The organism is Lacrimispora sp. 38-1, from assembly GCF_049890855.1.
Classification (GTDB): domain Bacteria; phylum Bacillota; class Clostridia; order Lachnospirales; family Lachnospiraceae; genus Lacrimispora.
Genome location: NZ_JBANEW010000099.1, coordinates 75,879 through 96,264, shown reverse-complemented (window position 1 = coordinate 96,264; position 20,386 = coordinate 75,879). Strand labels below are relative to the sequence as shown.

18 protein-coding genes are annotated in these 20,386 nt (G+C 42.7%); 1 reads left to right on the top strand and 17 read right to left on the bottom strand.

Annotated features, from left to right (window positions below; translation table 11 throughout):
• Window positions 1–44: 44 nt before the first annotated feature.
• From V7D18_RS25940 to V7D18_RS25870, 15 genes are all read right to left on the bottom strand, one after another.
• Complete coding sequence (locus V7D18_RS25940; protein WP_426158776.1) at window positions 45–1,007, bottom strand: ABC transporter permease; 963 nt, start codon at window positions 1,005–1,007, stop codon at window positions 45–47.
• The gene (locus V7D18_RS25935; RefSeq protein ID WP_426158774.1) at window positions 991–2,502 is read right to left on the bottom strand and encodes a sugar ABC transporter ATP-binding protein; all 1,512 of its coding nucleotides are present in this window, start codon (window positions 2,500–2,502) and stop codon (window positions 991–993) included. Before V7D18_RS25935 ends, V7D18_RS25940 begins: the two co-directional genes overlap by 17 nt.
• 27 nt (window positions 2,503–2,529) lie before the next feature.
• Window positions 2,530–2,928 (bottom strand): D-ribose pyranase, encoded by a 399-nt coding sequence (gene rbsD, locus V7D18_RS25930; protein ID WP_426158772.1) that lies wholly within the window; start codon window positions 2,926–2,928, stop codon window positions 2,530–2,532.
• A complete protein-coding gene (gene rbsK, locus V7D18_RS25925; protein ID WP_426158770.1) occupies window positions 2,922–3,866 on the bottom strand; it encodes a ribokinase in 945 nt (314 codons plus the stop codon). Before rbsK ends, rbsD begins: the two co-directional genes overlap by 7 nt.
• Window positions 3,867–3,884: 18 nt before the next feature.
• Window positions 3,885–4,520 carry a deoxyribose-phosphate aldolase gene (deoC, locus tag V7D18_RS25920; protein WP_426158768.1) on the bottom strand — a complete coding sequence of 212 codons (636 nt, stop codon included), beginning with the start codon at window positions 4,518–4,520 and terminating at the stop codon, window positions 3,885–3,887.
• A gap of 71 nt (window positions 4,521–4,591) precedes the next feature.
• Window positions 4,592–5,605 (bottom strand): LacI family DNA-binding transcriptional regulator, encoded by a 1,014-nt coding sequence (locus tag V7D18_RS25915; RefSeq protein ID WP_426158767.1) that lies wholly within the window; start codon window positions 5,603–5,605, stop codon window positions 4,592–4,594.
• An 83-nt stretch (window positions 5,606–5,688) separates the two neighbouring features.
• The gene (locus V7D18_RS25910; protein ID WP_426158765.1) at window positions 5,689–6,138 is read right to left on the bottom strand and encodes a PTS sugar transporter subunit IIA; all 450 of its coding nucleotides are present in this window, start codon (window positions 6,136–6,138) and stop codon (window positions 5,689–5,691) included.
• A gap of 12 nt (window positions 6,139–6,150) precedes the next feature.
• Window positions 6,151–8,118: a BglG family transcription antiterminator gene (locus V7D18_RS25905; RefSeq protein WP_426158763.1), complete on the bottom strand. Its 1,968-nt coding sequence runs from the start codon at window positions 8,116–8,118 to the stop codon at window positions 6,151–6,153.
• 70 nt (window positions 8,119–8,188) lie between these two features.
• Complete coding sequence (locus V7D18_RS25900; protein ID WP_426158762.1) at window positions 8,189–9,073, bottom strand: class II fructose-bisphosphate aldolase; 885 nt, start codon at window positions 9,071–9,073, stop codon at window positions 8,189–8,191.
• 26 nt (window positions 9,074–9,099) lie between these two features.
• The gene (locus V7D18_RS25895; RefSeq protein ID WP_426158760.1) at window positions 9,100–10,206 is read right to left on the bottom strand and encodes a PTS fructose transporter subunit IIC; all 1,107 of its coding nucleotides are present in this window, start codon (window positions 10,204–10,206) and stop codon (window positions 9,100–9,102) included.
• A gap of 36 nt (window positions 10,207–10,242) precedes the next feature.
• Window positions 10,243–10,551, bottom strand: coding sequence for a PTS fructose transporter subunit IIB (locus tag V7D18_RS25890; protein WP_426159244.1), 309 nt, complete (start codon window positions 10,549–10,551; stop codon window positions 10,243–10,245).
• Window positions 10,552–10,734: 183 nt separating this feature from the next.
• Entirely contained in the window at window positions 10,735–12,825 is a 2,091-nt protein-coding gene (locus tag V7D18_RS25885) for a glycoside hydrolase family 3 C-terminal domain-containing protein (RefSeq protein WP_426158758.1), read from the bottom strand.
• Between the two features lie 27 nt (window positions 12,826–12,852).
• Entirely contained in the window at window positions 12,853–13,707 is an 855-nt protein-coding gene (locus tag V7D18_RS25880; protein WP_426158757.1) for a carbohydrate ABC transporter permease, read from the bottom strand.
• A 13-nt stretch (window positions 13,708–13,720) separates the two neighbouring features.
• Window positions 13,721–14,608 (bottom strand): carbohydrate ABC transporter permease, encoded by an 888-nt coding sequence (locus V7D18_RS25875; RefSeq protein WP_426158755.1) that lies wholly within the window; start codon window positions 14,606–14,608, stop codon window positions 13,721–13,723.
• A 73-nt stretch (window positions 14,609–14,681) separates the two neighbouring features.
• Window positions 14,682–16,043: an ABC transporter substrate-binding protein gene (locus tag V7D18_RS25870; RefSeq protein ID WP_426158753.1), complete on the bottom strand. Its 1,362-nt coding sequence runs from the start codon at window positions 16,041–16,043 to the stop codon at window positions 14,682–14,684.
• Between the two features lie 327 nt (window positions 16,044–16,370).
• On the opposite strand from V7D18_RS25870, the gene V7D18_RS25865 reads away from it, so the two are divergent.
• Complete coding sequence (locus tag V7D18_RS25865) at window positions 16,371–17,231, top strand: AraC family transcriptional regulator (protein ID WP_426158751.1); 861 nt, start codon at window positions 16,371–16,373, stop codon at window positions 17,229–17,231.
• Here the strand turns inward: V7D18_RS25865 and V7D18_RS25860 are convergent.
• Both V7D18_RS25860 and V7D18_RS25855 read right to left on the bottom strand, forming a co-directional pair.
• Window positions 17,228–18,751 (bottom strand): family 43 glycosylhydrolase, encoded by a 1,524-nt coding sequence (locus V7D18_RS25860; protein WP_426158750.1) that lies wholly within the window; start codon window positions 18,749–18,751, stop codon window positions 17,228–17,230. The genes V7D18_RS25865 and V7D18_RS25860 overlap by 4 nt on opposite strands.
• Before the next feature lie 9 nt (window positions 18,752–18,760).
• Entirely contained in the window at window positions 18,761–20,272 is a 1,512-nt protein-coding gene (locus V7D18_RS25855; RefSeq protein WP_426158748.1) for a sialate O-acetylesterase, read from the bottom strand.
• Window positions 20,273–20,386 lie beyond the last annotated feature (114 nt).

Below are 20,386 nucleotides of genomic sequence, written 5' to 3'. Positions count from 1 at the left end.
TAATTCTTCCCTTCCCTTCTCATATACATTAAAATAGTTTCTATTTATTCCGCTTTCGCAGATAAATCCTTAACCTTTTTATCCACCAGCACCGCAATCAGCACAACAGATCCTTTTACTATGCTGGTCGCGTGAGGGTTGACATTCATAAGAGTGAGGATGTTATCTATGATCCCCATGATCATGGCACCCACTACGGTAGGAAGTACAAATCCCGTTCCTCCGCTTAAGCTGGTTCCTCCAAGGATTACCGCCGCAATCGCATCCATCTCAATTCCCTGACCGCTTGTGGACTGAGCCGATCCAAGCCTTGCTGTCAGTACAATAGCAGCGACACCGCTTAAAAATCCATTCATAATATAAGCAGTCCATTCTGTCCGTTTCACGGATATGCCTGATAAACGGGCAGCTTCCCGATTTCCCCCAAGAGCATAAATGCTCCTTCCAAACCGGGTCTGTGTCAGTATATAATGTGCTGCCAGAAAAAGGAGTATAAGAATAATCACAGGAACCGGCACTCCCAAAACAGAACCTTTTCCAATAAATTTATAGGTATCCGATTTTACCGGAATCGGAGAGCCCTTTGTATAGATCAGAACACAGCCCCTCAGCAAAGTCATTGTCCCCAGCGTTGCAATAAATGGAGGTATCCCGCAGTGAGAGATAAAAAAACCGTTAGCTGTACCGCAGGCAGTTCCTATGGCAACTGCTGTTATTACCGCAAGGAACGTATTGCCGGTTGAAGCCAGTACTCCTGACGCAACGACTCCGGAAAGTCCCAGAATGGAACCAACAGATAAGTCAATTCCACCGGTTAGGATTACGAAGGTCATTCCGCATCCAATAATCCCGGCAACAGTAACCTGTTTGAACACATTAAACAAATTCGATATATTTAAAAAGCTTTTTGATAAAAATGCAGCAAACAGGCAAATGATAAGTAATATTAAAACTGACCGGTAAATATTGATCTGGTTGATCAATTGTTTCTTAGCTTTCTGATTCATTTTCCCTCACCCCTCCAGATGCATGTGCTAATATTATTTCCTGATTCATGTCCGTTCCTGAGATCTCCAATACCATACGTCCCTCCCGCATGACAATCACACGGTCACTGACTCCGATCAGCTCCGGCAAATCTGTGGAAACCATAAGAATACTTTTTCCTTTTTCAGTCAGTTGGTTTATTATCGCATAAATTTCTGCCTTAGCCCCAACATCCACTCCCCTTGTGGGTTCATTGAGAATGAGAATATCAGAATCTGCTTCCAGCACCTTTGCAAAGACGATCTTCTGCTGATTGCCTCCGCTTAACTTCCCGGCCAGCTGGGAAGGCGAACTGATCCGGATATTCAGCGATTTCACCTGATGGCTGACCCGCTCCATTTCCAGTCTGGTATTAAGATGAATTCCTTTTGTCAGCTTCTTTAAAGACGACATGGAAATATTTTCTCTGATGCTTCTTACTAAAACCAGTCCCTCCTGCTTCCTGTCATCAGAAACAAAACCAATTCCGGATTTCAGAGCTTTTACAGGTGCAGAGCAGTCTTTTCTCTCCCCATGCACCCAGAGTTCACCGCTTTCCATTGGTATGGCGCCATATAATATTTTTGATAATTCAATGGTCCCTGATCCCAAAAGTCCGGTTATACCAAGAATTTCTCCTTTATGAAGCTTCAGATTCATATCATGTACATTCCGGCTGTTAATGTTTTTTGCTTCAAATACTACCTCCTGTGGCTTGTAATCACGGACAGGGTATAAGTTAGAAACACTTCTGCCTACCATCATGGACACTACATCATCATAATCGGTGTCGCCGATCTCTTTCGAAGCAACATATCTGCCATCCCGGAACACCGTCAGACGATCTGAAATTTTAAATATTTCATCCATACGGTGGGAAATATAGATAATCGCAATTCCCTTCTTTTTAAGCTCTTCAATAATTCCAAACAGTATTTTTATCTCTTCCCCGGCCAGTGCGGCAGTCGGCTCATCCATGATGATGATTCTGGCGCCTATGGTGAGGCACTTGGCAATCTCTGTCATCTGCGCTTCAGCAACAGAAAGATTCTTTACTTTGGTCCTTGAACTGAATTTCAAACCCAGATGGTCTAAATTATTCTGTGCCTCTTTAAACAGCTTATCCCAGTCCACCTTCTTAAAGCTGTTTACCGGAAGCCTCCCAAGAAACATGTTTTCAGCTACTGATAATTCAGGAACCATATTAAATTCCTGATAGATCATTGCAATTCCTGATTTTTCTGCTTCCCTGGCCGAGTGAAATACCACTTTTTCCCCATTTAAATACATGGCACCTGATGTATATGGCTGAGCCCCTGCGATAATTTTCATCAGAGTGGATTTCCCAGCTCCGTTTTCTCCGCACAGAGCATGAACCTCACCCTCATATATTTCCAGATGGACTCCGTCAAGAGCTTTTACACCAGGAAAAGTCTTAACGATTGATTCCAGTTTCAGAACTAACCTTCCTCCCATTTCATTTCCCCTTCCCCTCGCCTGGTTTCAATATGCACATCCTGAGATCAGAATTACATTGGTATAACCGGTAAACTCACCTGTGAGAATAATTGCTTTTGCTCCTTCTGTCATTTTTTTCAATTCACTGTGAGGAATATACTCTACAGGAATTCCCTCCGGCAGAAGAGCCAGGGCTTTTTTATGCAGCTCCCCGCTTACAACAAGAGCCTCCTCGGCAAAAACAGCCTTTTCCGTTACCATATACTTTTCAATCTCTTCAAGAACCTCTAAGTAGGTCGGACTTCCCTGTTTCCAGCCTAAATCTACCCGCTCCACTCCCTTAGGGACAGGCAGTCCGGCATCTGCAATTACAAGCATATCCATGTGTCTTATTTCCGCCATGATTCTTGATAGCTGCGGATGTAAAATTCCAGTCTTTAACATTGCAGTCCCTCCGTCTTATGAGATTGAATAAATGCATCGATTTCTGACCGTTCCGGCATTGCCGGTGTTGTTCCGATTCTCTGAACAGAAATGGCTGCCAGTGCATTGGCAAATGCTGCAGCTTCCCATAAATCTTTTCCTTCTGCCAGGGCAGCCGCAAGACCGCCGTTAAATGCGTCTCCTGCTCCTGTGGTGTCTACCGCATCTACATGATAGGCGGGTATTAACCCTCTTCTTTCATTCGTTGCAATATAAACCCCTTTGCTTCCCATTGTGATGAGCACATTTCTGACTCCCTTTTTCAGAAAATAGTCCGCTGCCTTTCCAGCGCTCTCTTCATCGTCTACCGGAATTTGGGTAAGTATCCCAGCCTCTACCTCATTGGGAGTGATCAGTTCCACCCGGCTTAATATGCTGTCACTGACGGGTTGTACAGGGGCTGTATTTAAAATAATTTTAACTCCTTTGCCGTACGCCATTTCTACCGCCTTCTCAACGGAAGAAATGTTTGTTTCCAGCTGTATCAGCAAATAATCGGACTGGTCCAGCAGATCTGCGATGGATTCCACCTCCTCATCGGAAATCGTATCACATGCACCTAAAATCACTGCGATTTCATTCTGGCTGGTATTCTCATCTACCATGATTAATGCAGTGCCTGTCTCAGCCTGTTCGCTGCGAAATACCCTTTTTGTATCCATCCCCAATTCTGTCATGGTCTTAATGGCAAGCTCTGCTAAGGTGTCATTGCCAACCTTCGTTACCATTGTTACGTCTGCACCTGCCTTATGGGCAGCTACCGCCTGGTTAAACCCCTTTCCGCCAGGTCCCATTTTAAACAGACTCCCCTTTACCGTTTCACCCGGCACAGGCAGATGGGGACATCTTCCCATCAGATCTACAACAAAACTCCCGAATACCGTTATTTTCTTACCCATAAGCATCTCCTCTTCTCTTTACAGCAGTGCAACTCCATTTCCAGCACCAATCCGGTCTGCTCCTGCTGATATCATGGCCCTGGCATCCTCCGGTGTACGAATCCCGCCGCTAGCCTTAACCTTCATTTTCTCTCCCACTGTCTTCTTCATAAGGGTAACATCTTCTGCCAATGCTCCCCCAGTACTAAAACCGGTAGACGTTTTGACAAAATGTGCGCCGGCCTCCATGGAAAGTTCACAGGCCTTTACTATTTCATCCTTTGTCAAAAGACAATTTTCAAGAATTACTTTTACCGTTTTTGCGTGGCTGGCTTCAACAACTGCTTTGATATCAGCCCGCACAAGGTCATAATTCTTATCTTTCAGTGCGCCGATATTTATTACCATATCCACTTCATCTGCTCCTGCTTTTACAGCCTCTGCTGCTTCAAAAGCTTTAGCCGCTGTCAGCATGGCTCCCAATGGAAAGCCCACCACACAGCATACAGCCACGCTGCTGTCCTTTAGTTCCTGCGCTGCCAGAGGTACATGGCAGGTGTTGACACAGACAGATGCAAATCCGTATTCTTTTGCCTCCTGACAATATCTTCTGATTATTTCTGCCCCGGCATCTGCCTTCAGCATTGTATGGTCAATCATGTTTGCTATGTTCATATCCATCCTCCGTAATTTTTTATATGTAACCGGTTACATATCAGGGTAAAAATAAACTGCCTTACTGCAGCCTATTTTATCTTTTCTGAACCGCGAAGCACCATTTGATATGGAACAAAGATCTTGCGTCCTGAGCTTTTGCTTTCCTTACGGGTCAGTTTGTCAATCAGCATTTCCATCGCCAGATAACCCTGATTCCTTGCGTCCCTGTCAATCGTTGAAAGGCGATAATCAATGATTTTCAGGCATTCAATCTGATCAAACCCTACTATGGAGATATCCCTGCCGATTTTCAGCTTATGCTCCGTTAAATATTTGAGCACACCCAGGCTGGTCTGGTTGTTGGAAGCAAAAATAGCAGTAGGTGGATCCGGGAGCTCCAGTAATTCCTTCGTCCTCTCATATGCTTTCATGATCTTAAAATCACCTGATACGATATATTCCTCTCTTAGCCCAATCCCATGATCCCTAAGAGCTGATTTGTATCCGTTCAGACGGTCTTTTCCCGGCATAGAGGTGTTGGGACCCGTTATCACTGCAATCTTCTTATGTCCATTCTGAATTAAAGCCTCCACAGCCTTATATGCAGCTTCGTGGTTCTCTACAAATACCCCATCCAAAATGGAATTTCTGATGTTGCGGTCAACTAATACAACTGGAATTCCTTTGTTTTCAAATTGGATCAGCTTATCCCTGGTCACCTCATCAAGCTCCGAAATGGGAGTAATCAAAAGTCCCGAAAGTCGCTGGCTTTCTGCCATCATAAGACATTGATGCTCTCTCTCCGGCAGCTCTCCGGTATCAAACAAAACAATATTGTACTGGTTATTTGCAGCCCTTTCCCCTATTCCGCTTATAATGCCCGAAAAAAACTCATTGGCGATATCCGGGACAATCACGCCGATACTGGAAGAATCACGTATACTGAGACTTCTGGCTATGGCATTGGGTACGAATTCTGCCTCTTCAATTGCCGCTAATACTTTTTGCTTTGTTTCTTCTTTCACATATCCGGATTCATTAATTACTCTGGAAACAGTTGCGGAAGAAACACCTGCTTTTCTTGCTATATCCCGTATGTTCATTTCAAGCTCTCCTTGTGTAACCGGTTACATGTATAATATTAACATATTTTAATCCTAAAGTAAATAGTTTTTATCATATTTGTTCATAAAAATGCATTCACCAATTCTGTATAATTCTTAGCCGCTTTTAGTTTTTCAAGAGTTATGCCATTTCCCAGTTTTCCTGCCAATTCCGAAATCAAACGAAGATGTTCCTTTGCTCCTTCACCGTTTGAAGGTACAGCAAAAAGAAAAAACAAGTTGGAAGGTTCTTCGTCATATGATTCCCATTCAATCATCTGCTCCGTTTTTCCAACTGCAATCCCTACACGTTTTACAAAATCAGATTTTCCATGGGGTATTGCCACATTATTTCCAATTCCTGTTATCCCCTCCCGTTCCCTGATATAGACATCCTCCAGATAACCATTTAAATCATCTATATATCCGGCCCTTTTAAGCAGTTTTCCCAAATGATATATGACTTCCTCTTTGTTTCTGGCTTTCATGTTCAAATCAATGACTCTCTGATCCAGAATTTCCTCTAATGCCATAGACTTACTCCTTTACCTGATAAAATATTGATATACTTGAAATGCAGAACAAAAGCTTTTAATCATATCCATATTCTCACTGTTCTCTGTCAACAGCAGAAAATCCTTATAAAACTGTTTTGTTCTTCGTATCTCATAATTTGATGTCATTTTTACCGCAAGCAAAAAAACTACATCAACAAAATCCCCGGACCAGTCAACCGGCTGATCCAAAACCGCTACTGCAATTCTGGATTCATTTACTTCCACCATATTTCCATGAGGAATTGCAATCCCATGTCCAATACTAGTGGTAGTTGCTTTTTCCCTAAAAAAAACACTGTCCATATATTTCGCTGTAACATCACCTTTTTCTTCCAGCCGCTTAACCATCAGCCTCAGAAGTTCTTCCTTGTCAGCTGCAGCCGGATGATAAAAAATCAGATCTACATCAAAAAGCTGATGACAAAGATTATCAAAACGGAATGTGTAAGCAGAGATGTTTTTTCTGATTTCTCTTACCCTCCGCTTCACCCCTTCAACCATTTCATCTGACAACCGGTCTTCGATCATCACTATTCTGGGATCCTCTTTATTTAATTTGACAGAGCTGATAATCAAATCCATGTCAGGATATAAATCAATTCGAAAATCATGAAAACTGACCGCTTTTATTTCCGATATTTCAGGAATACTGTACTTAAGCAATTCTATTATAAACTGACTTGAAGCAAGTCCTCTGTTACTGACCATTAATGCCAAAAGAGGCCTGTTCTTTTTCTTTCTGATAAGAGCAGCCTGAATATAGAGAGCAATCCCGGCCAGTTCCTCCTCAGTGACCTGTACCCCATAATATTCTTCAAACAGATTGCTTGTGGACCAGGCAGCAAGAAAAGTCTGCTTATACTCATTTTTTACATATTTACTAATACTGTCCGATGTCATTGTAGAATATTTAAGGCGAAAAATAACCGAGCGCATATGCATCAGCAGGTTTTCGTATAATATCCCATCAGAAGAAAGGTCCACATCCAGAACAGAATCAATCGTCTCTAGCACAAGCCTTACAAAGCTTTTTAAATTATTATCATACTGGCCTGCATAATCATCTTCTCCAAGGCAGGAAAATCCTTCAATTTTACGGGCTGACAAAAGCAGTATGGATAAAAGCTTCACATCTGCCATTGATATTTTAATCCTGTATTCTGACTCAATTCTTTGATAAATGGACTCTGCAAACGAATATTCATTATAATGCTCCACATCTTCGTCATTCTCTCTTCCAAATATGTCATCATCACCCATATGATTTCTGGCAAGAGAAAGGCAGGTCATAATCCAGACCATATTAAACGAGATATCCGCCAATTCGACTCTCCATGCATTTTCTGCATCAACAATCATCCTTCTGATCCTGTAAGCATCCAAACCTGGGGCATAAGTACCAAGCAGCGCTTCCATTATATCGGGCATCATATAAAGAATATAATCTTTAATAGCAATCCGGTAATTGTATTCATTGCCCGCTACGCAGATTCCTTTATTCCGCACAGCTGTAATTTTTAAATTTCTTTTTTCAAACCACGGAGAAATCTTTTTTAACATGCTGGTAACCGTAGGCGGACTTAAATAAAGACTCTCAGCCAGCTGGCAGATTGTAATGATTTCATCAGGCTTCAGTTTTAATAATTTTCCCGTCAGCTGCCTGTTTCTGTTTTCCAATTCCTCACAAAAATCAGAATCCTGGGAAGTATTGATTCGTTCTTTTAAAATCTCCAGCTGAGCAATACTGCATTCCAGCCAGATTCCGGTCCCCTGTTTTTTTTTGATGCTGCCCAAATGGTTAATAGACATCCAATCATTCAGTTGATTAATTTTGGTTCTTATTGACTTTTCAGATAATCCCGCACTCTCTGCCAGCTGAAGCAGAGTAAATTTCTTTCCTGAAAGAAGACATTTTAGTATTCGGTTATAATATAATGTGTTCTTATCTTTTTTCAAATAATCACCTCAGTTTTTTTATGTGCGGCAGATAGTAAGACATCATTCTGCCGCACCAGATATTACATCTTTATTCATAACCAGCAGCAAACGATTCTCCATAGCAATACCGTCCGGCAGATCCTATGACTCTCATATAATCTTTTACAAACCGCTTTATTCCCGCTTCCGCGGCCATGCACAGACACATGTAATCCAGAGTGGAATCCTCGTTCAGTGCATGAAGCATTGCCTGTTTCCCTGCTTCAAATGCATCTGTACATACATTGATCTTATTAATTCCCCCAGCTATCGCCTTCCTTAGATTCTCCTGCCCTGAGCCTGAGCCCCCATGAAGTACCAGAGGCATATTCAGTACTGATTTTAATTGAGAAAGACGCTCAAAGTCCAATTTGGGTATTTTCCCTTTTGGATATGCACCGTGAGCAGTTCCAATTGCTACAGCCAAAGCATCAATACCAGTCTTTTCAACAAACTCAGCGGCGAGATCCGGATTTGTATATAAATCCGGATCGGTATCATCAGAATTTAAGGCCAGCCCGACATGCCCCAGTTCTCCCTCAACAGAACAGCCCATTCCGTGAGCTAATGCAGTAATGACTGAAGTTCTGTTTATATTCTCATGAAACGGAAGTGCCGACCCGTCAAACATAACATTTGTGAACCCCCTGTTAATACAGTCTGCTATCACATAAAATTCCGTACCATGATCCAGGTTTAAGGCTACTGGTACACGAACTCTTTGAGCCAGTTCCTTTATTACAGGCAGCATTTCCTCAGCATGGGCATGTTTTTTCATCTGCCCAGGACCAAATTGGATGATTATAGGAGAGTGTTCTTCCTCTGCTGCCAGAATACCCGCCCTGGCCATTTCAATATTAATGCTGTTCATAGCCATTACGCCATAATATTTTTTATTTGCATCTTCAAGAATTGCCTTCATTGATACCAGCATTATAATCGTTCCTTTCTTTATATTCTTTACTGTATCTGAATATCCAGGTCAATATCTATATCTGTTTCTTTCTCTTCCTCATCTTCTATTCCAGATTTCTTTACAAAACCATATATTATACCTGTCACAACAGAACCAGCGGTTAGTGCAATTAAAAACCAGACAGGATTTTTCATCATTGGAACCACGAATATTCCACCATGGCCAGCCACAGATTCACAGTCCATCCCCACTGCAATTGCGCCCGCCAGTGCCGAACCAATCATACAGCTGGGAATCACCCTTAGCGGATCTGCTGCAGCAAAGGGAAGTACCCCTTCTGTAATAAAACACAGTCCCATGGGAAATGCAGTTTTTGCTGTTTCCAGTTCTACTTTTGAGAATTTATTTCTTTTTATAAGGGTTGCAATAAAAATACCGATCGGAGGTGTCATACCTCCTATAATTTTTGCAGCCATAGGGCCATATATTCCATCTGCGCCCAATGCATTGGCTGCCATAGAAGCAGTCTTATTGACAGGACCTCCCATATCAAATCCCATACAGGCACCAATGACTCCTCCAATAACTGCCTTCGCACCTCCGTTTAGAGAAACAATCCATTTTTGAAAAACATTCATAATTAAGGATAATGGAATCGCAAACAGGCAAAGGAATATCATACCGCATATAAATGTTGAAATTACAGGTATGATCATAACCGGCATAAGACCCTCGCACCATTTAGGCAGCTTCCAGGTTTTCATCCAGTTAACAAACGCTCCTATAATGAATGCCATCAGAAGTCCACCCAGAAATCCAGCCTTCGACTGTGCCGAACAATAACCGATGACTATTCCAGGAACGATACCCGGACGCCCTGCGATGGAATAGGCGACTCCCGCAGTCATCACAGCGACAGCAAAATCCATTGCTACTGATCCGAGCTTATTTACTCCCCACCAGAAACCTAACCATGTAAAAGGATTTAAATTAGAAAACGGAGTTGCACCCGCTTCCACTGCATTGCCAATGTTATATCCCCCAAACCCCTTGGCAAGTGCACACAATATACCGCCGCATACAACAATTGGAATCATATAAGAGATTCCAGTCATAACATGTCTTTTAACATTGAATTTCTGTTTTGCCATTTCTTCTCCCTTCTGATACGATACCTTCTATACCTGCTATTTTCCCAGTTTCTGGTGAATTTTCGAGATCACCCCTTTCGGACTCTTCATTATCATGCTGATGGGTATCTCAACAACCGCTTTCCCCTCAAACCGGTCCTTGTTTACCCGGATATCCGCGGCAATCAGAATAATATCTGCGTCCCTGATCTCCTCTGGTTTCAGCTCATTTTCCACCCCAATGGACCCCTGTGTTTCCACTTTAATAAAATCCCCCATTTCTCTCGCAGCATTTTCCAGCTTTTCCTTGGCAATGTACGTGTGCGCAATCCCCGCAGTACAGGCAGTAATAGCCAGTATTTTCAACATATCAATCCCTCCTCTTCTTAGGTTATCTTTAGATTACCATATATAAATATAAAGTGGTAAATTTAAAAAGGCATATTAAAGCGGTAAATTTTAACCCGCCGAACTATCTGTCAAAAAAAAGACAGCCCCTGCATATTTAAGCAAGTCTGTCTTTTTTCTAAACCAGTATATCAGTAAATCTTAAATCTCTGCCGTCAGCTTAACCGGCTTACATCCCATAAGCTGTATGCTGGTTTCATCCGGCTGGCTGAAGCCTGCATATAATTCAATGCTGTTCCCGTCTTTTATGTATTCCCCTTTCTCATTTACAACCATAAAAGCACGTTGATCAAGCTTTATTTTTACACTCTTTCTCTCCCCGCAATTCAGTTTCACCCTTTTAAATCCGCAGAGTCTGGGATTAAGAGGAGCAAATTCTGAATCCATAACCTTTACATAGACCTGGATAATCTCTTCAATAACCCGGTCACCAGTGTTCTCAGCTACAGCCTCCACTTCCATATCTTCCACGTTTAAATAAGCCTCATTCATTGCTGCCCGCCCGTAGGTCAGACCATATCCAAATGGATACTGGGGCTTACTTTCTATATAACGATAGGTTCTGTTTTTCATGGAGTAATCCGTAAATTCAGGCAGATCACTTTCCGGGTCATAAAACGTCACACATAATTTTCCTGATGGGGAATAAAGGCCAAACAGGATCTCTGCAAACGCCTTTCCTCCTCTTGCTCCCGGGTACCATGCCTGTATAATGGCATCATACTTTTCCTTGGCAATGCTTAAGTCAATATCACTGCCTGCCATCATGCACAACACAACCGGAGTACCGGTTTCAGACAGTGCCTCCATTAATTTTCTCTGAGGTTTGGGAAGCAGCAGTGACTCCTTATCTCCTGAAGCGTACTGGTTTCCCTGGTCTCCTTCTTCCCCCTCCAGGAGTTCATTCAGACCCAGACACAAAATAACCACGTCACTGTGTTCTGCTACAATTAACGCTTCTGAGATACGATCATGGTCAAATGCCAGATTTTCTGTCTTTGATCCGCTAATATTACAGCCTTCCGAATAGAGCACTCTGATTTCATCCTTTGCAAATGCCTTTATTCCCTCCAGAATTGTAATGTACTCGGATGAAGTACCATGGTAATTCCCAATGAGTGCCGCCCTGCTGTCTGCATTAGGTCCAATCACCCCGATCGTTTTCACGGATCCTTTATCCAAAGGAAGGATTCCGTTATTTTTTAACAGAACCATACTCTCCCTGGCCGCACGCTCTGAAAGCTCCAGATGCTTCTTACACTCCACCATCTCATAAGGAATGGAATCAAATTCGTTTTCATCAAACAGTCCCAGCAGATATCTGGTAGTAAACAGGCGTGTACAGGATTCTGTAATCGCCTCCTCGCTTACCAGCCCATGCTCATATGCGTTTAATATATGAAGATAGGTATTGCCGCAGTTTAAATCACAGCCAGCATTTAATGCCATGGCTGCAGAAGTTTTTGCATCAGGACTGATTAAATGGCGTTCATGGAAATCACGGATTGCCCAGCAATCCGAAACATAATGCCCCTCAAATCCCCATTCACCTCTTAAAATATCCTGCATTAAAGCTTTGCTGGCACAACAGGGTTCTCCGTTTGTCCGGTTATATGCACCCATAACAGCTTCGGATTTTCCTTCCTTTACTGCTGCTTCAAATGCAGGCAGATAGGTTTCTCTTAAATCCTTTAAGGAAACTTCCGCATTAAACTCATGACGAAGAGCTTCAGGACCGGAATGAACAGCAAAATGTTTCACACAGGCTGCCGCTTTCATGGTCTCTTTCTCTCCCTGGAGTCCTTTTATGTAAGCAACGCCAAGCCTGCTGCTTAAATAAGGGTCTTCCCCGTAAGTCTCCTGTCCTCTGCCCCATCTGGGATCCCGGAATATATTAACATTTGGTGACCAGAATGTCAGTCCTTTATAAATATCCCTGTCACCCTGTCTGGCAAACGCATTGTATTTTGCTCTTCCTTCTTCTGCAATGACCTCTGCAATTTCATGCACCAGCTCCTCGTCAAAAGCTGCCGCCATACCAATGGCCTGAGGAAAACTGGTTGCTGTACCGGCTCTTGCCACTCCGTGAAGCGCTTCGTTCCACCAGTTATAAGCTGGTATACCCAGTCTGCGTACAGGCGGCGCGTCATATCGCAGCTGGCTTGCCTTCTCTTCTAATGTCATATTTGATACTAACTGTTCCGCTCTTTTTCGCGCTTCTTTCCGATCCACTAATCTTTCCTCCTGAAAATTTATGTCTTATCCCTTTACTGCCCCCGTTGTAAGTCCGTCTACAATCTGGTTGCTGAATATACTGTAAACAACAATCGTCGGTGCAATCGCTATAATAATTGCCGCAAACATCTGAACATAGTTTGTGGCATAGGGACCTACAAAGTAAGTCAGAGTTACGGGAAGTGTTTTTTTTGCAACGTCAGATATAAATACCATGGCCAGCAGCAGCTCATTCCAGTTGCCTACAAATGTCATAATACCTGCAACAAACATCCCAACTCTGGAGAGTGGCAGTCCAATTGTGATAAAACAGCCATAGATGGAGCATCCATCAATACATGCTGCTTCAAATATCTCATTGGGCATGCTTTTAAAGAATCCTGTCATTAAAAAGATCGTCATTGGAAGGGAAAACGTAATATATGGAATTACCAGTCCAATCAGCTGATTGGTTAAATGCCAGTTGGAAAAGCGGACAAAAAGCGGGATCAGAACACAATGTACCGGTATCATCATTCCAATCAGGAAATACTGCATCATATATTTAAGAAAACCCAGCCTCATTCTGGCAATGGCAAATGCCGCCATGGCTCCGATCAGCAGACTGATTACCAATGCGCTGGTACATACAATAACGGAATTTAAGGTTGCAACCCCTAACTGACCGTTGGTCCATGCAAAGATGTAGTTCCCCAGCTGAAGAACACTTGGTGGTGTAAATGGTGAAGTCAGCACTTCCCTGTTTGACTTTAAAGAAACACTCAGCATCCAGAACAGCGGAAGTAAATACACAAGAGCCAGCGCAAGCAGCAATGCATATAAAAGCACATTTGCTGCTGTAATCTTTTTCTTTTTTTTCTGGTTATCTTCTATTTTCATTGTTTTCCTCCCCCTAAGACTCGTAGGTTTCTACTTTTATGCATTTATTGATGAGGAATGTGGCTAAAAGGCATAAAATGAGCAGTACCATGGAAATCGCACTGGCATAACCATATTTATAATATTTGAATCCCTGCGTATATAAATGGGTAGCAAGCACATCGGTGCGATGGTTTGGTCCGCCCTGGGTCATATTATAAATCAGATCAAAAAACTTAAGAGAACCAATACAGTTCAAAGAAAGAGTTGTTACCAGCATAGGCTTGATTAATGGCAGCGTTATAAAGCGGAACGACTGTCCTTTGGAGGCTCCGTCGATATAGGAGGCCTCATAGATGTCTCTTGATATCCCGCTGATCTGAGCCATATAAAGCATCATATTCTGACCCGCGTACTGCCACAAAGCGACAAATCCGATCACCCACATGGGGAGAGGGATGAATCCTTTGGTGTCAAACAGCCAGTTAGGTCCCTGGATACCAAAGGTGCTCAAAAGATTATTAATGCCTATTTTAGGATTGAAAAGAAACGCCCATAAAAGACCAAGCGCAGCTGATGAAAGAACGCAGGGCAGGTAATAGATATTTTTAAATAAGTTCCTGCCTGCCTTAATATTTGTCAGTAAGACCGCCAGAAACAAACCGATAATCTGCTGGGTAACACCAGAGAAAAGCATAAAAAATATGGAGTTTTTTAAAGCGATCTTCATGGTCTCGTCACTGGTGAATAAATCTATGTAATTTTTCAATCCGACAAAGTCCGGTTTCGTCAGTCCCGTATAATTACACAGGGAATAGTAGATAACCTGGATAATCGGAACAAATAAAATCAGAGTGAATAAAAGGAATGCCGGCGCAATAAAAACCAAAGCCGCTTTCTTATCCTCCAATAGCCTGTTCATATGGCTGCCTCTCTTTCTATAATGAGGGTATGCAAAGGCATTTATGCTTCGCATACCCTCATCATCCTGTCAATTATTTTTTCCGGACATTCTTATCATAGAAATCCTGTACCTTCTGAAGTGCCTGTTCCGGAGTAGCGTTTCCAAGGAATACATCCACCATGGCAGCATCAAATGTATCTCCTGCTTCCACGCTTGCCAGTGATTCATTATAGAATCCCAATGTACCCGTTACATTCTTTAAGATGTCATTAATATAAGCAAACTGCTTTGGAGCCTTATCATAATCAATGGCAACCTTGGTAACCGGAATCTTGCCGGCAACTTCTGCCGTATATTTCTGAGCTGTGTCATCGGTAAACATTTTCATAAGTGCAAGGGCTGCTTCTTTGTGTTTTGTAGTTGAACTCATAACAAGGTTATCTGTTTTTACGATCATACGGTTTGGATCTGATCCACCATCAATAGCCGGGAACTGGAATACACCGCATTTGTCTTCAAACTCCGGATTATTTCCGTTGATCTGAGCAATTGCCCATGAGCCCTGTACCAGCATGGCTGCGTCTCCATTATAGAAGTTTGCAGTTGCCTGATCGTTGGAATCTCCGGCTGCTGTATCCTGGAAATACTGGGAAAGTTCTTTTAACTTCGTTGCTGCATCAACGAAGGTGGGACTGGTCCAGTCAAGAGTACCTGCATTTACCCCAACCAGATTATCCGGGCCGCCTTCACGGTCGCAGAGATAACCGGCTATCATGGACAAACACCATGCAGTACCTGCAGAACAGGAAATTGGGGTATAACCGGCTTCTTTAATCTTTTTACATGCTGCAAGAAGTTCGTCGTAGGTTTTTGGAACCTCAACTCCTGCCTTTTTAAATATATCCGTATTGTAAAATACGCAGGCAGCTGCAAAGTTTGTAGGAATTGCCATTATCTTTCCGTCATATGTAATACGTTCAAAGATACCGTCTGTAAAATTACCATACCACTGTGCTTCCTGGTTTTTCAGAATATCGGTCAAATCTGCCGCTGCACCAGATTCCACATACTGGGTTAAATTAGGTCCAGGATTGCAGATAAATACATCAGGTGTATTGCCTGAAGTAACTAACGCATTCAATTTTGTCGGATATTCCTCCAGATTTGTAGTTACAACATTACAGTAATACTTTCCCTTATACTGTTCATTAAACCGGTCTATCACCTGCTTATAGCCCTTGCTGATTAAATCTTCTGTTGCATTTAAATCATCCCAGAACATCCATGTAATCTGCTCTTCCTTGCCTGTTGCAGTAACAGAACCGGAAGTAGTCTCTGCGGCTGCGCCAGATGATCCGGCACCTCCACTGGTATCTGTCGATACCCCGCATCCGGAAAGTGACCCCAATACAAGTGCTGCTGCCAAAAACCCCGAAACAAATCTCTTTACCATACCTTTCCTCCTTAACAATCTTCGCATTTTTTGTAGCGTTAATGATATGCTATAACTCTATCAGAATTCTGTCCTGTTTTCTTTATAATTATTGCCTCTCTATTACTAATTATTGCTATTATAATATTTTGTTCATACTTTGCTTTTAAACGTAATATACATAATACACTTTTTGTATTCCTGTTTTTTGTATCATTTAACTATTACGAAAATAAAATATGCCTGTTTTTGTATTTCATATTGATATTTAAGGAAGTATATTTTATAATTTTTTTAATATCAAAAGCAATTATTCATTGTCATTAACGAATATAGGGAGGACTTACTTTGATTGAAAATCTGAAAGGAACTCATGAGACTGTAAATTATAAAGAATATACCAACATCCGTCTGTACGACAATACCCAGGCAGAAGACTATCCTTCCCACTGGCATACTCCACTTGAAATCATCATGCCTCTTACCGGCAAATACACCATTGTTTTGAGCACGCACAGCATTGACTTAAAACCAGGTGATATTATCTTGATCTGCCCGGGCGTTATTCACGCATTAAAAGCGCCAAAATCCGGACGCCGGATTATTTTTCAGGCTGAGCTTCCCATGTTTCACGAGATCAAAGAGCTGGAATCCATACTCACGCTTCTAAATCCTACATTTCTCGTCACACCGGAGCTTTACCCCTCTATACATGATCAGCTTTATCACTATACGCTGGAAATTATGGAAGAATACAGAAAAGACATGCCACTTACAGAAACAAAGATCTATTCCAGACTTTTAGAGATGTTCGCTCTCATCGGACGCAACCATACACAACAGGTCAGCTCTCTGGATATCGGCAACATCCAGCAAAAGAAATATGCTGAGAAGTTTATTTATATCTGCAATTACATCAGCAGCCACTGTACGGAAGAATTAACGCTGGAAGAAGTTGCCGCTCTCCTTGGCTTTAGCAAATACCATTTTTCCCGCCTGTTTAAACAATTTGCAAATATTTCTTTCTATAAATATGTTAACAAAAAGCGGATTGCCGTTGCCGAAACACTGCTAATTAACCCTCAGCTGTCTGTTACCGAGGTAGCACTGCGTTCCGGCTTTTCCAGCCCCTCCGCTTTTATACGTATGTTTAAAATCATTAAATCCTGCACTCCCACAGAATTTCGTCAGATGTATATACAGAATTAATCCGCAAACTCTGCATGAAGCGGTCCAAAAACAGCCGAACGGCCGGAAGCTTCGTGTACGGCAGATGCATAAACGCCAACAGTACAGCCGGTGAATCCTCCGGCTTTTTGTGAACAGAGATCTTTAATATCCAAAGGCTGTCCTGTTATCTGTTTATCAATCTCAACAGTAAGTATCTGACCTTGTCCACGCAGCCGGATCTGATGAATACTGCCGGCAACCTCCGTTCTGCTCCATTCCTCCCGTTCATTTCCTTTTCTGATTACAGTAACCGCTTCCAGCCGTCCTTCCCTTTCACGAACAACCGCTTTTACATAATGCGTTTCATTATAAAAATAGAGAAGTCCTGCCTCCTCAGTTCCGTTTGGTTCTGACTCCATAGTCACCTGTATATCGAACGTCCTGGATAAAAGCCTGATTCCAATGTAAGCAGGTACCGACAAATCTTCCATCGTTTCAGGGAGAAAAGGCAGATGCAGCCTGCCATCCGCCATCTTCGCAGGCAGACTGGCCGGATGGTCTCTTAAACCAATGCAGCGCATATCAAGAGGTTCCGTCCACTCAATATCCGAGGCAGGCAGCAAAACCTTCTGCTCATTATCAGTAACGGAGGTTTCCAGGCATTCCGGAACCTTTCCCAAACCCGGACTTATCACAGGCCAGCCATCCTCCCATATCACGTCCGCAAGAAATGTTTCCCGTCCCAGCTCCGCACAGCCGTTTAAAGGTCTCGTTCCAAGCATGACCATAAACCATTCTCCACCCGTCGTTTCAACCAGGTCTCCGTGCCCGATACACTGTACAGGGTTCGTGCGCCCCAGATGGCGGTGCGTCAGAATGGGATTATTGGGACAGGATTCGTATGGGCCATAAAGGTTTTTGCTCCGCGCGACTGTCACGCTGTGGTTAAACTCAGTTCCTCCCTCCGCAAGAATAAGATAATACATCTGACCGATCCGGTACAGATGAGGCCCCTCTGCCCATATCGTCCGTTTCATACTTCCGTCAAATAAAACAACCGGTTTGTTCACAAGCCTTTTTTCCTTTAAATCAAGCTCCTGAATCCATATCTCACAATCTCCGTAATAAGCCGGATGTTCCTTTGTCCGCTGTCCGATATAATAACAGGCATCTTCTTCGAAATACAGACTGGGATCAATTCCCTGCGCAGCCGTGAGGAAAACAGGATCTGACCATGGTCCTTTGGGATCTTCGGCTGTAACATAGAAATTTCCGCCACCGGATACATTGGTGGAAATTACATAAAACAGACCTTTGTGGTACCTGATTGTCGGGGCATAAATGCCTTTGGAAACACTGGCTCCTGCAAGGCGAAGCTGCTCCTTCCGTTCCAGAACATGTCCGATTAAAATCCAGTTTTTCAGGTCACAGCTTTGAAAAACAGGGATACCAGGTGCATATGCAAAAGTAGAATGAACCATGTAGTAATCATCTCCAACCCTGCATATGGATGGATCAGGATAAAAGCCTTTTTGTATTGGATTTGTTATTTTTATCATGGAAGCCTCCTAAATGATCACTGCAGTAAATGGTTTAACAGGAAGATCTGCTTCGTTAAATAAATTAACTTCACAGTATCCCTTTTTCGCAAATCTTATTTCAACCGGCTCCTCTGTCAGTGTATCAAAAAACAGCAGTAAATCCTGATCCAGTCTGAATTCCTTTACACTCCTCACAATACCGCCCTGTTCTGCACACAGACTCTTAATAAAATTCCCCTTTATGTGCAGTTTTTCTCCTGTATGGGAAAAATGCAGACGAATCTGGTTTCCATCCCGTTCTCCCCCCTTAAATTCCGGGGATTCACATAAGATATCTTCCCCATAGATCAATCCCCTTGCTAAAAGAGCCAGACGTTCTCCAACTTCCTTCTTCTTTTTCGGATGTATATCCTCATACATTCCCAGATCCATAATAGATATCATGCCTGTTCCCGGTACGTTTTTCGCTACCCGTTCCTGGCTTTCTCTCACCACCGGATAATCCTCTCCCCCGATGCCAAGCCATTTACCAAAAGGTGCCAGCTGAACAAAGAGAAACGGCAGTTCATCCTGCCATAAATCCCTCCAGCAGCGGATTAAAGCAGAAAAGGTTTTATCATAAATCTCTCCGTGTCCTGCATCGGACTCCCCCTGATACCATAAAACTCCCTTCACGGAAAATGGAGCAAGATCTTTCAGCATCATTTCATACAATCCCGATGGCCGGTAGTGATGATAAGGACCCATAGGAAGAAGCGGTGTATCGGCAGTCTCAAGAAGCCATCTCTCCTGATCCTGCTCATTCATGCCATACATCATTGCTCTCCACGCAATCTGGTGAAGATAGGAATCCTCATATTCCCAGGCCTTAAGGCTGCGCTGTCTTATTTCTTCCTCATCAGCAGACTTAAGAGTTTCCTCATATTCTTTTAGAAACACAGAAAGGGGTTCCTCATTAAGGTAAGAAGTTTCCATCCATGCACAGGCCGGAGTTCCGCCCCAGTTACAGCCTATAATCCCTACCGGAACACCAATCACCTGCTGAATGGCTCTGGCAAACGTATATCCAGGAGCAGAAAAACTCTCCCACTGATAGTCGTGTTCCTTAAACCAGCTTCCGCAATCAGGAAGTTCTCTGTATTGACCCGGATAAGCAATCCTTCTGCAGTTAAACATCCGAATCATATCGTTTTGTTCCCATTCCTTTATTTCGTTCCAATGGGCGTCATATCTCAAAAAATATTCCATGTTGGACTGACCGGCTGCTATGTATATATCACCAATGCAGATGTCTTCAAGAACAATATGCGGCTCCTTCTTTTCATCGGCAAAAATCTCTAATGTTTGTCCGCAGGCTGCTTCCTTAGCAGGAATTTCACAATAAAACTTCCCATCCTTTACATCAGCAGAAACACAGTCACCGCCAAAGCTGACTGTAAGCCTCCAGGCTCCCTCAGCTTCTCCCCATATTTTAATCTTCTTATTTCGCTGAACAATCATTCCATTTTGAAAAATTTCCGGCAATTTAATTCGTGTCATATTGCACCCCCATAAGCTGATTCATTATTTTTTCCAGTATATCACAGAACATAATGATAAAAAACAAAATACTTGCGTCCTTATTATCAATATTAGCTAAAAGTCAGTGCACCG

Excerpts from the sequence above, each read along its gene's own strand:
- V7D18_RS25940 (WP_426158776.1), bottom strand. The coding sequence starts at position 1,007 with ATGAATCAGAAAGCTAAGAAACAATTGATCAACCAGATCAATATTTAC.
- V7D18_RS25935 (WP_426158774.1), bottom strand. The coding sequence starts at position 2,502 with ATGGGAGGAAGGTTAGTTCTGAAACTGGAATCAATCGTTAAGACTTTT.
- rbsD (WP_426158772.1), bottom strand. The coding sequence starts at position 2,928 with ATGTTAAAGACTGGAATTTTACATCCGCAGCTATCAAGAATCATGGCG.
- rbsK (WP_426158770.1), bottom strand. The coding sequence starts at position 3,866 with ATGGGTAAGAAAATAACGGTATTCGGGAGTTTTGTTGTAGATCTGATG.
- deoC (WP_426158768.1), bottom strand. The coding sequence starts at position 4,520 with ATGAACATAGCAAACATGATTGACCATACAATGCTGAAGGCAGATGCC.
- V7D18_RS25915 (WP_426158767.1), bottom strand. The coding sequence starts at position 5,605 with ATGAACATACGGGATATAGCAAGAAAAGCAGGTGTTTCTTCCGCAACT.
- V7D18_RS25910 (WP_426158765.1), bottom strand. The coding sequence starts at position 6,138 with ATGGCATTAGAGGAAATTCTGGATCAGAGAGTCATTGATTTGAACATG.
- V7D18_RS25900 (WP_426158762.1), bottom strand. The coding sequence starts at position 9,073 with ATGCTGGTATCAATGAAGGCAATTCTTGAAGATGCAAATAAAAAATAT.
- V7D18_RS25895 (WP_426158760.1), bottom strand. The coding sequence starts at position 10,206 with ATGGCAAAACAGAAATTCAATGTTAAAAGACATGTTATGACTGGAATC.
- V7D18_RS25880 (WP_426158757.1), bottom strand. The coding sequence starts at position 13,707 with ATGAAAATAGAAGATAACCAGAAAAAAAAGAAAAAGATTACAGCAGCA.
- V7D18_RS25875 (WP_426158755.1), bottom strand. The coding sequence starts at position 14,608 with ATGAACAGGCTATTGGAGGATAAGAAAGCGGCTTTGGTTTTTATTGCG.
- V7D18_RS25870 (WP_426158753.1), bottom strand. The coding sequence starts at position 16,043 with ATGGTAAAGAGATTTGTTTCGGGGTTTTTGGCAGCAGCACTTGTATTG.
- V7D18_RS25860 (WP_426158750.1), bottom strand. The coding sequence starts at position 18,751 with ATGATAAAAATAACAAATCCAATACAAAAAGGCTTTTATCCTGATCCA.
- V7D18_RS25855 (WP_426158748.1), bottom strand. The coding sequence starts at position 20,272 with ATGACACGAATTAAATTGCCGGAAATTTTTCAAAATGGAATGATTGTT.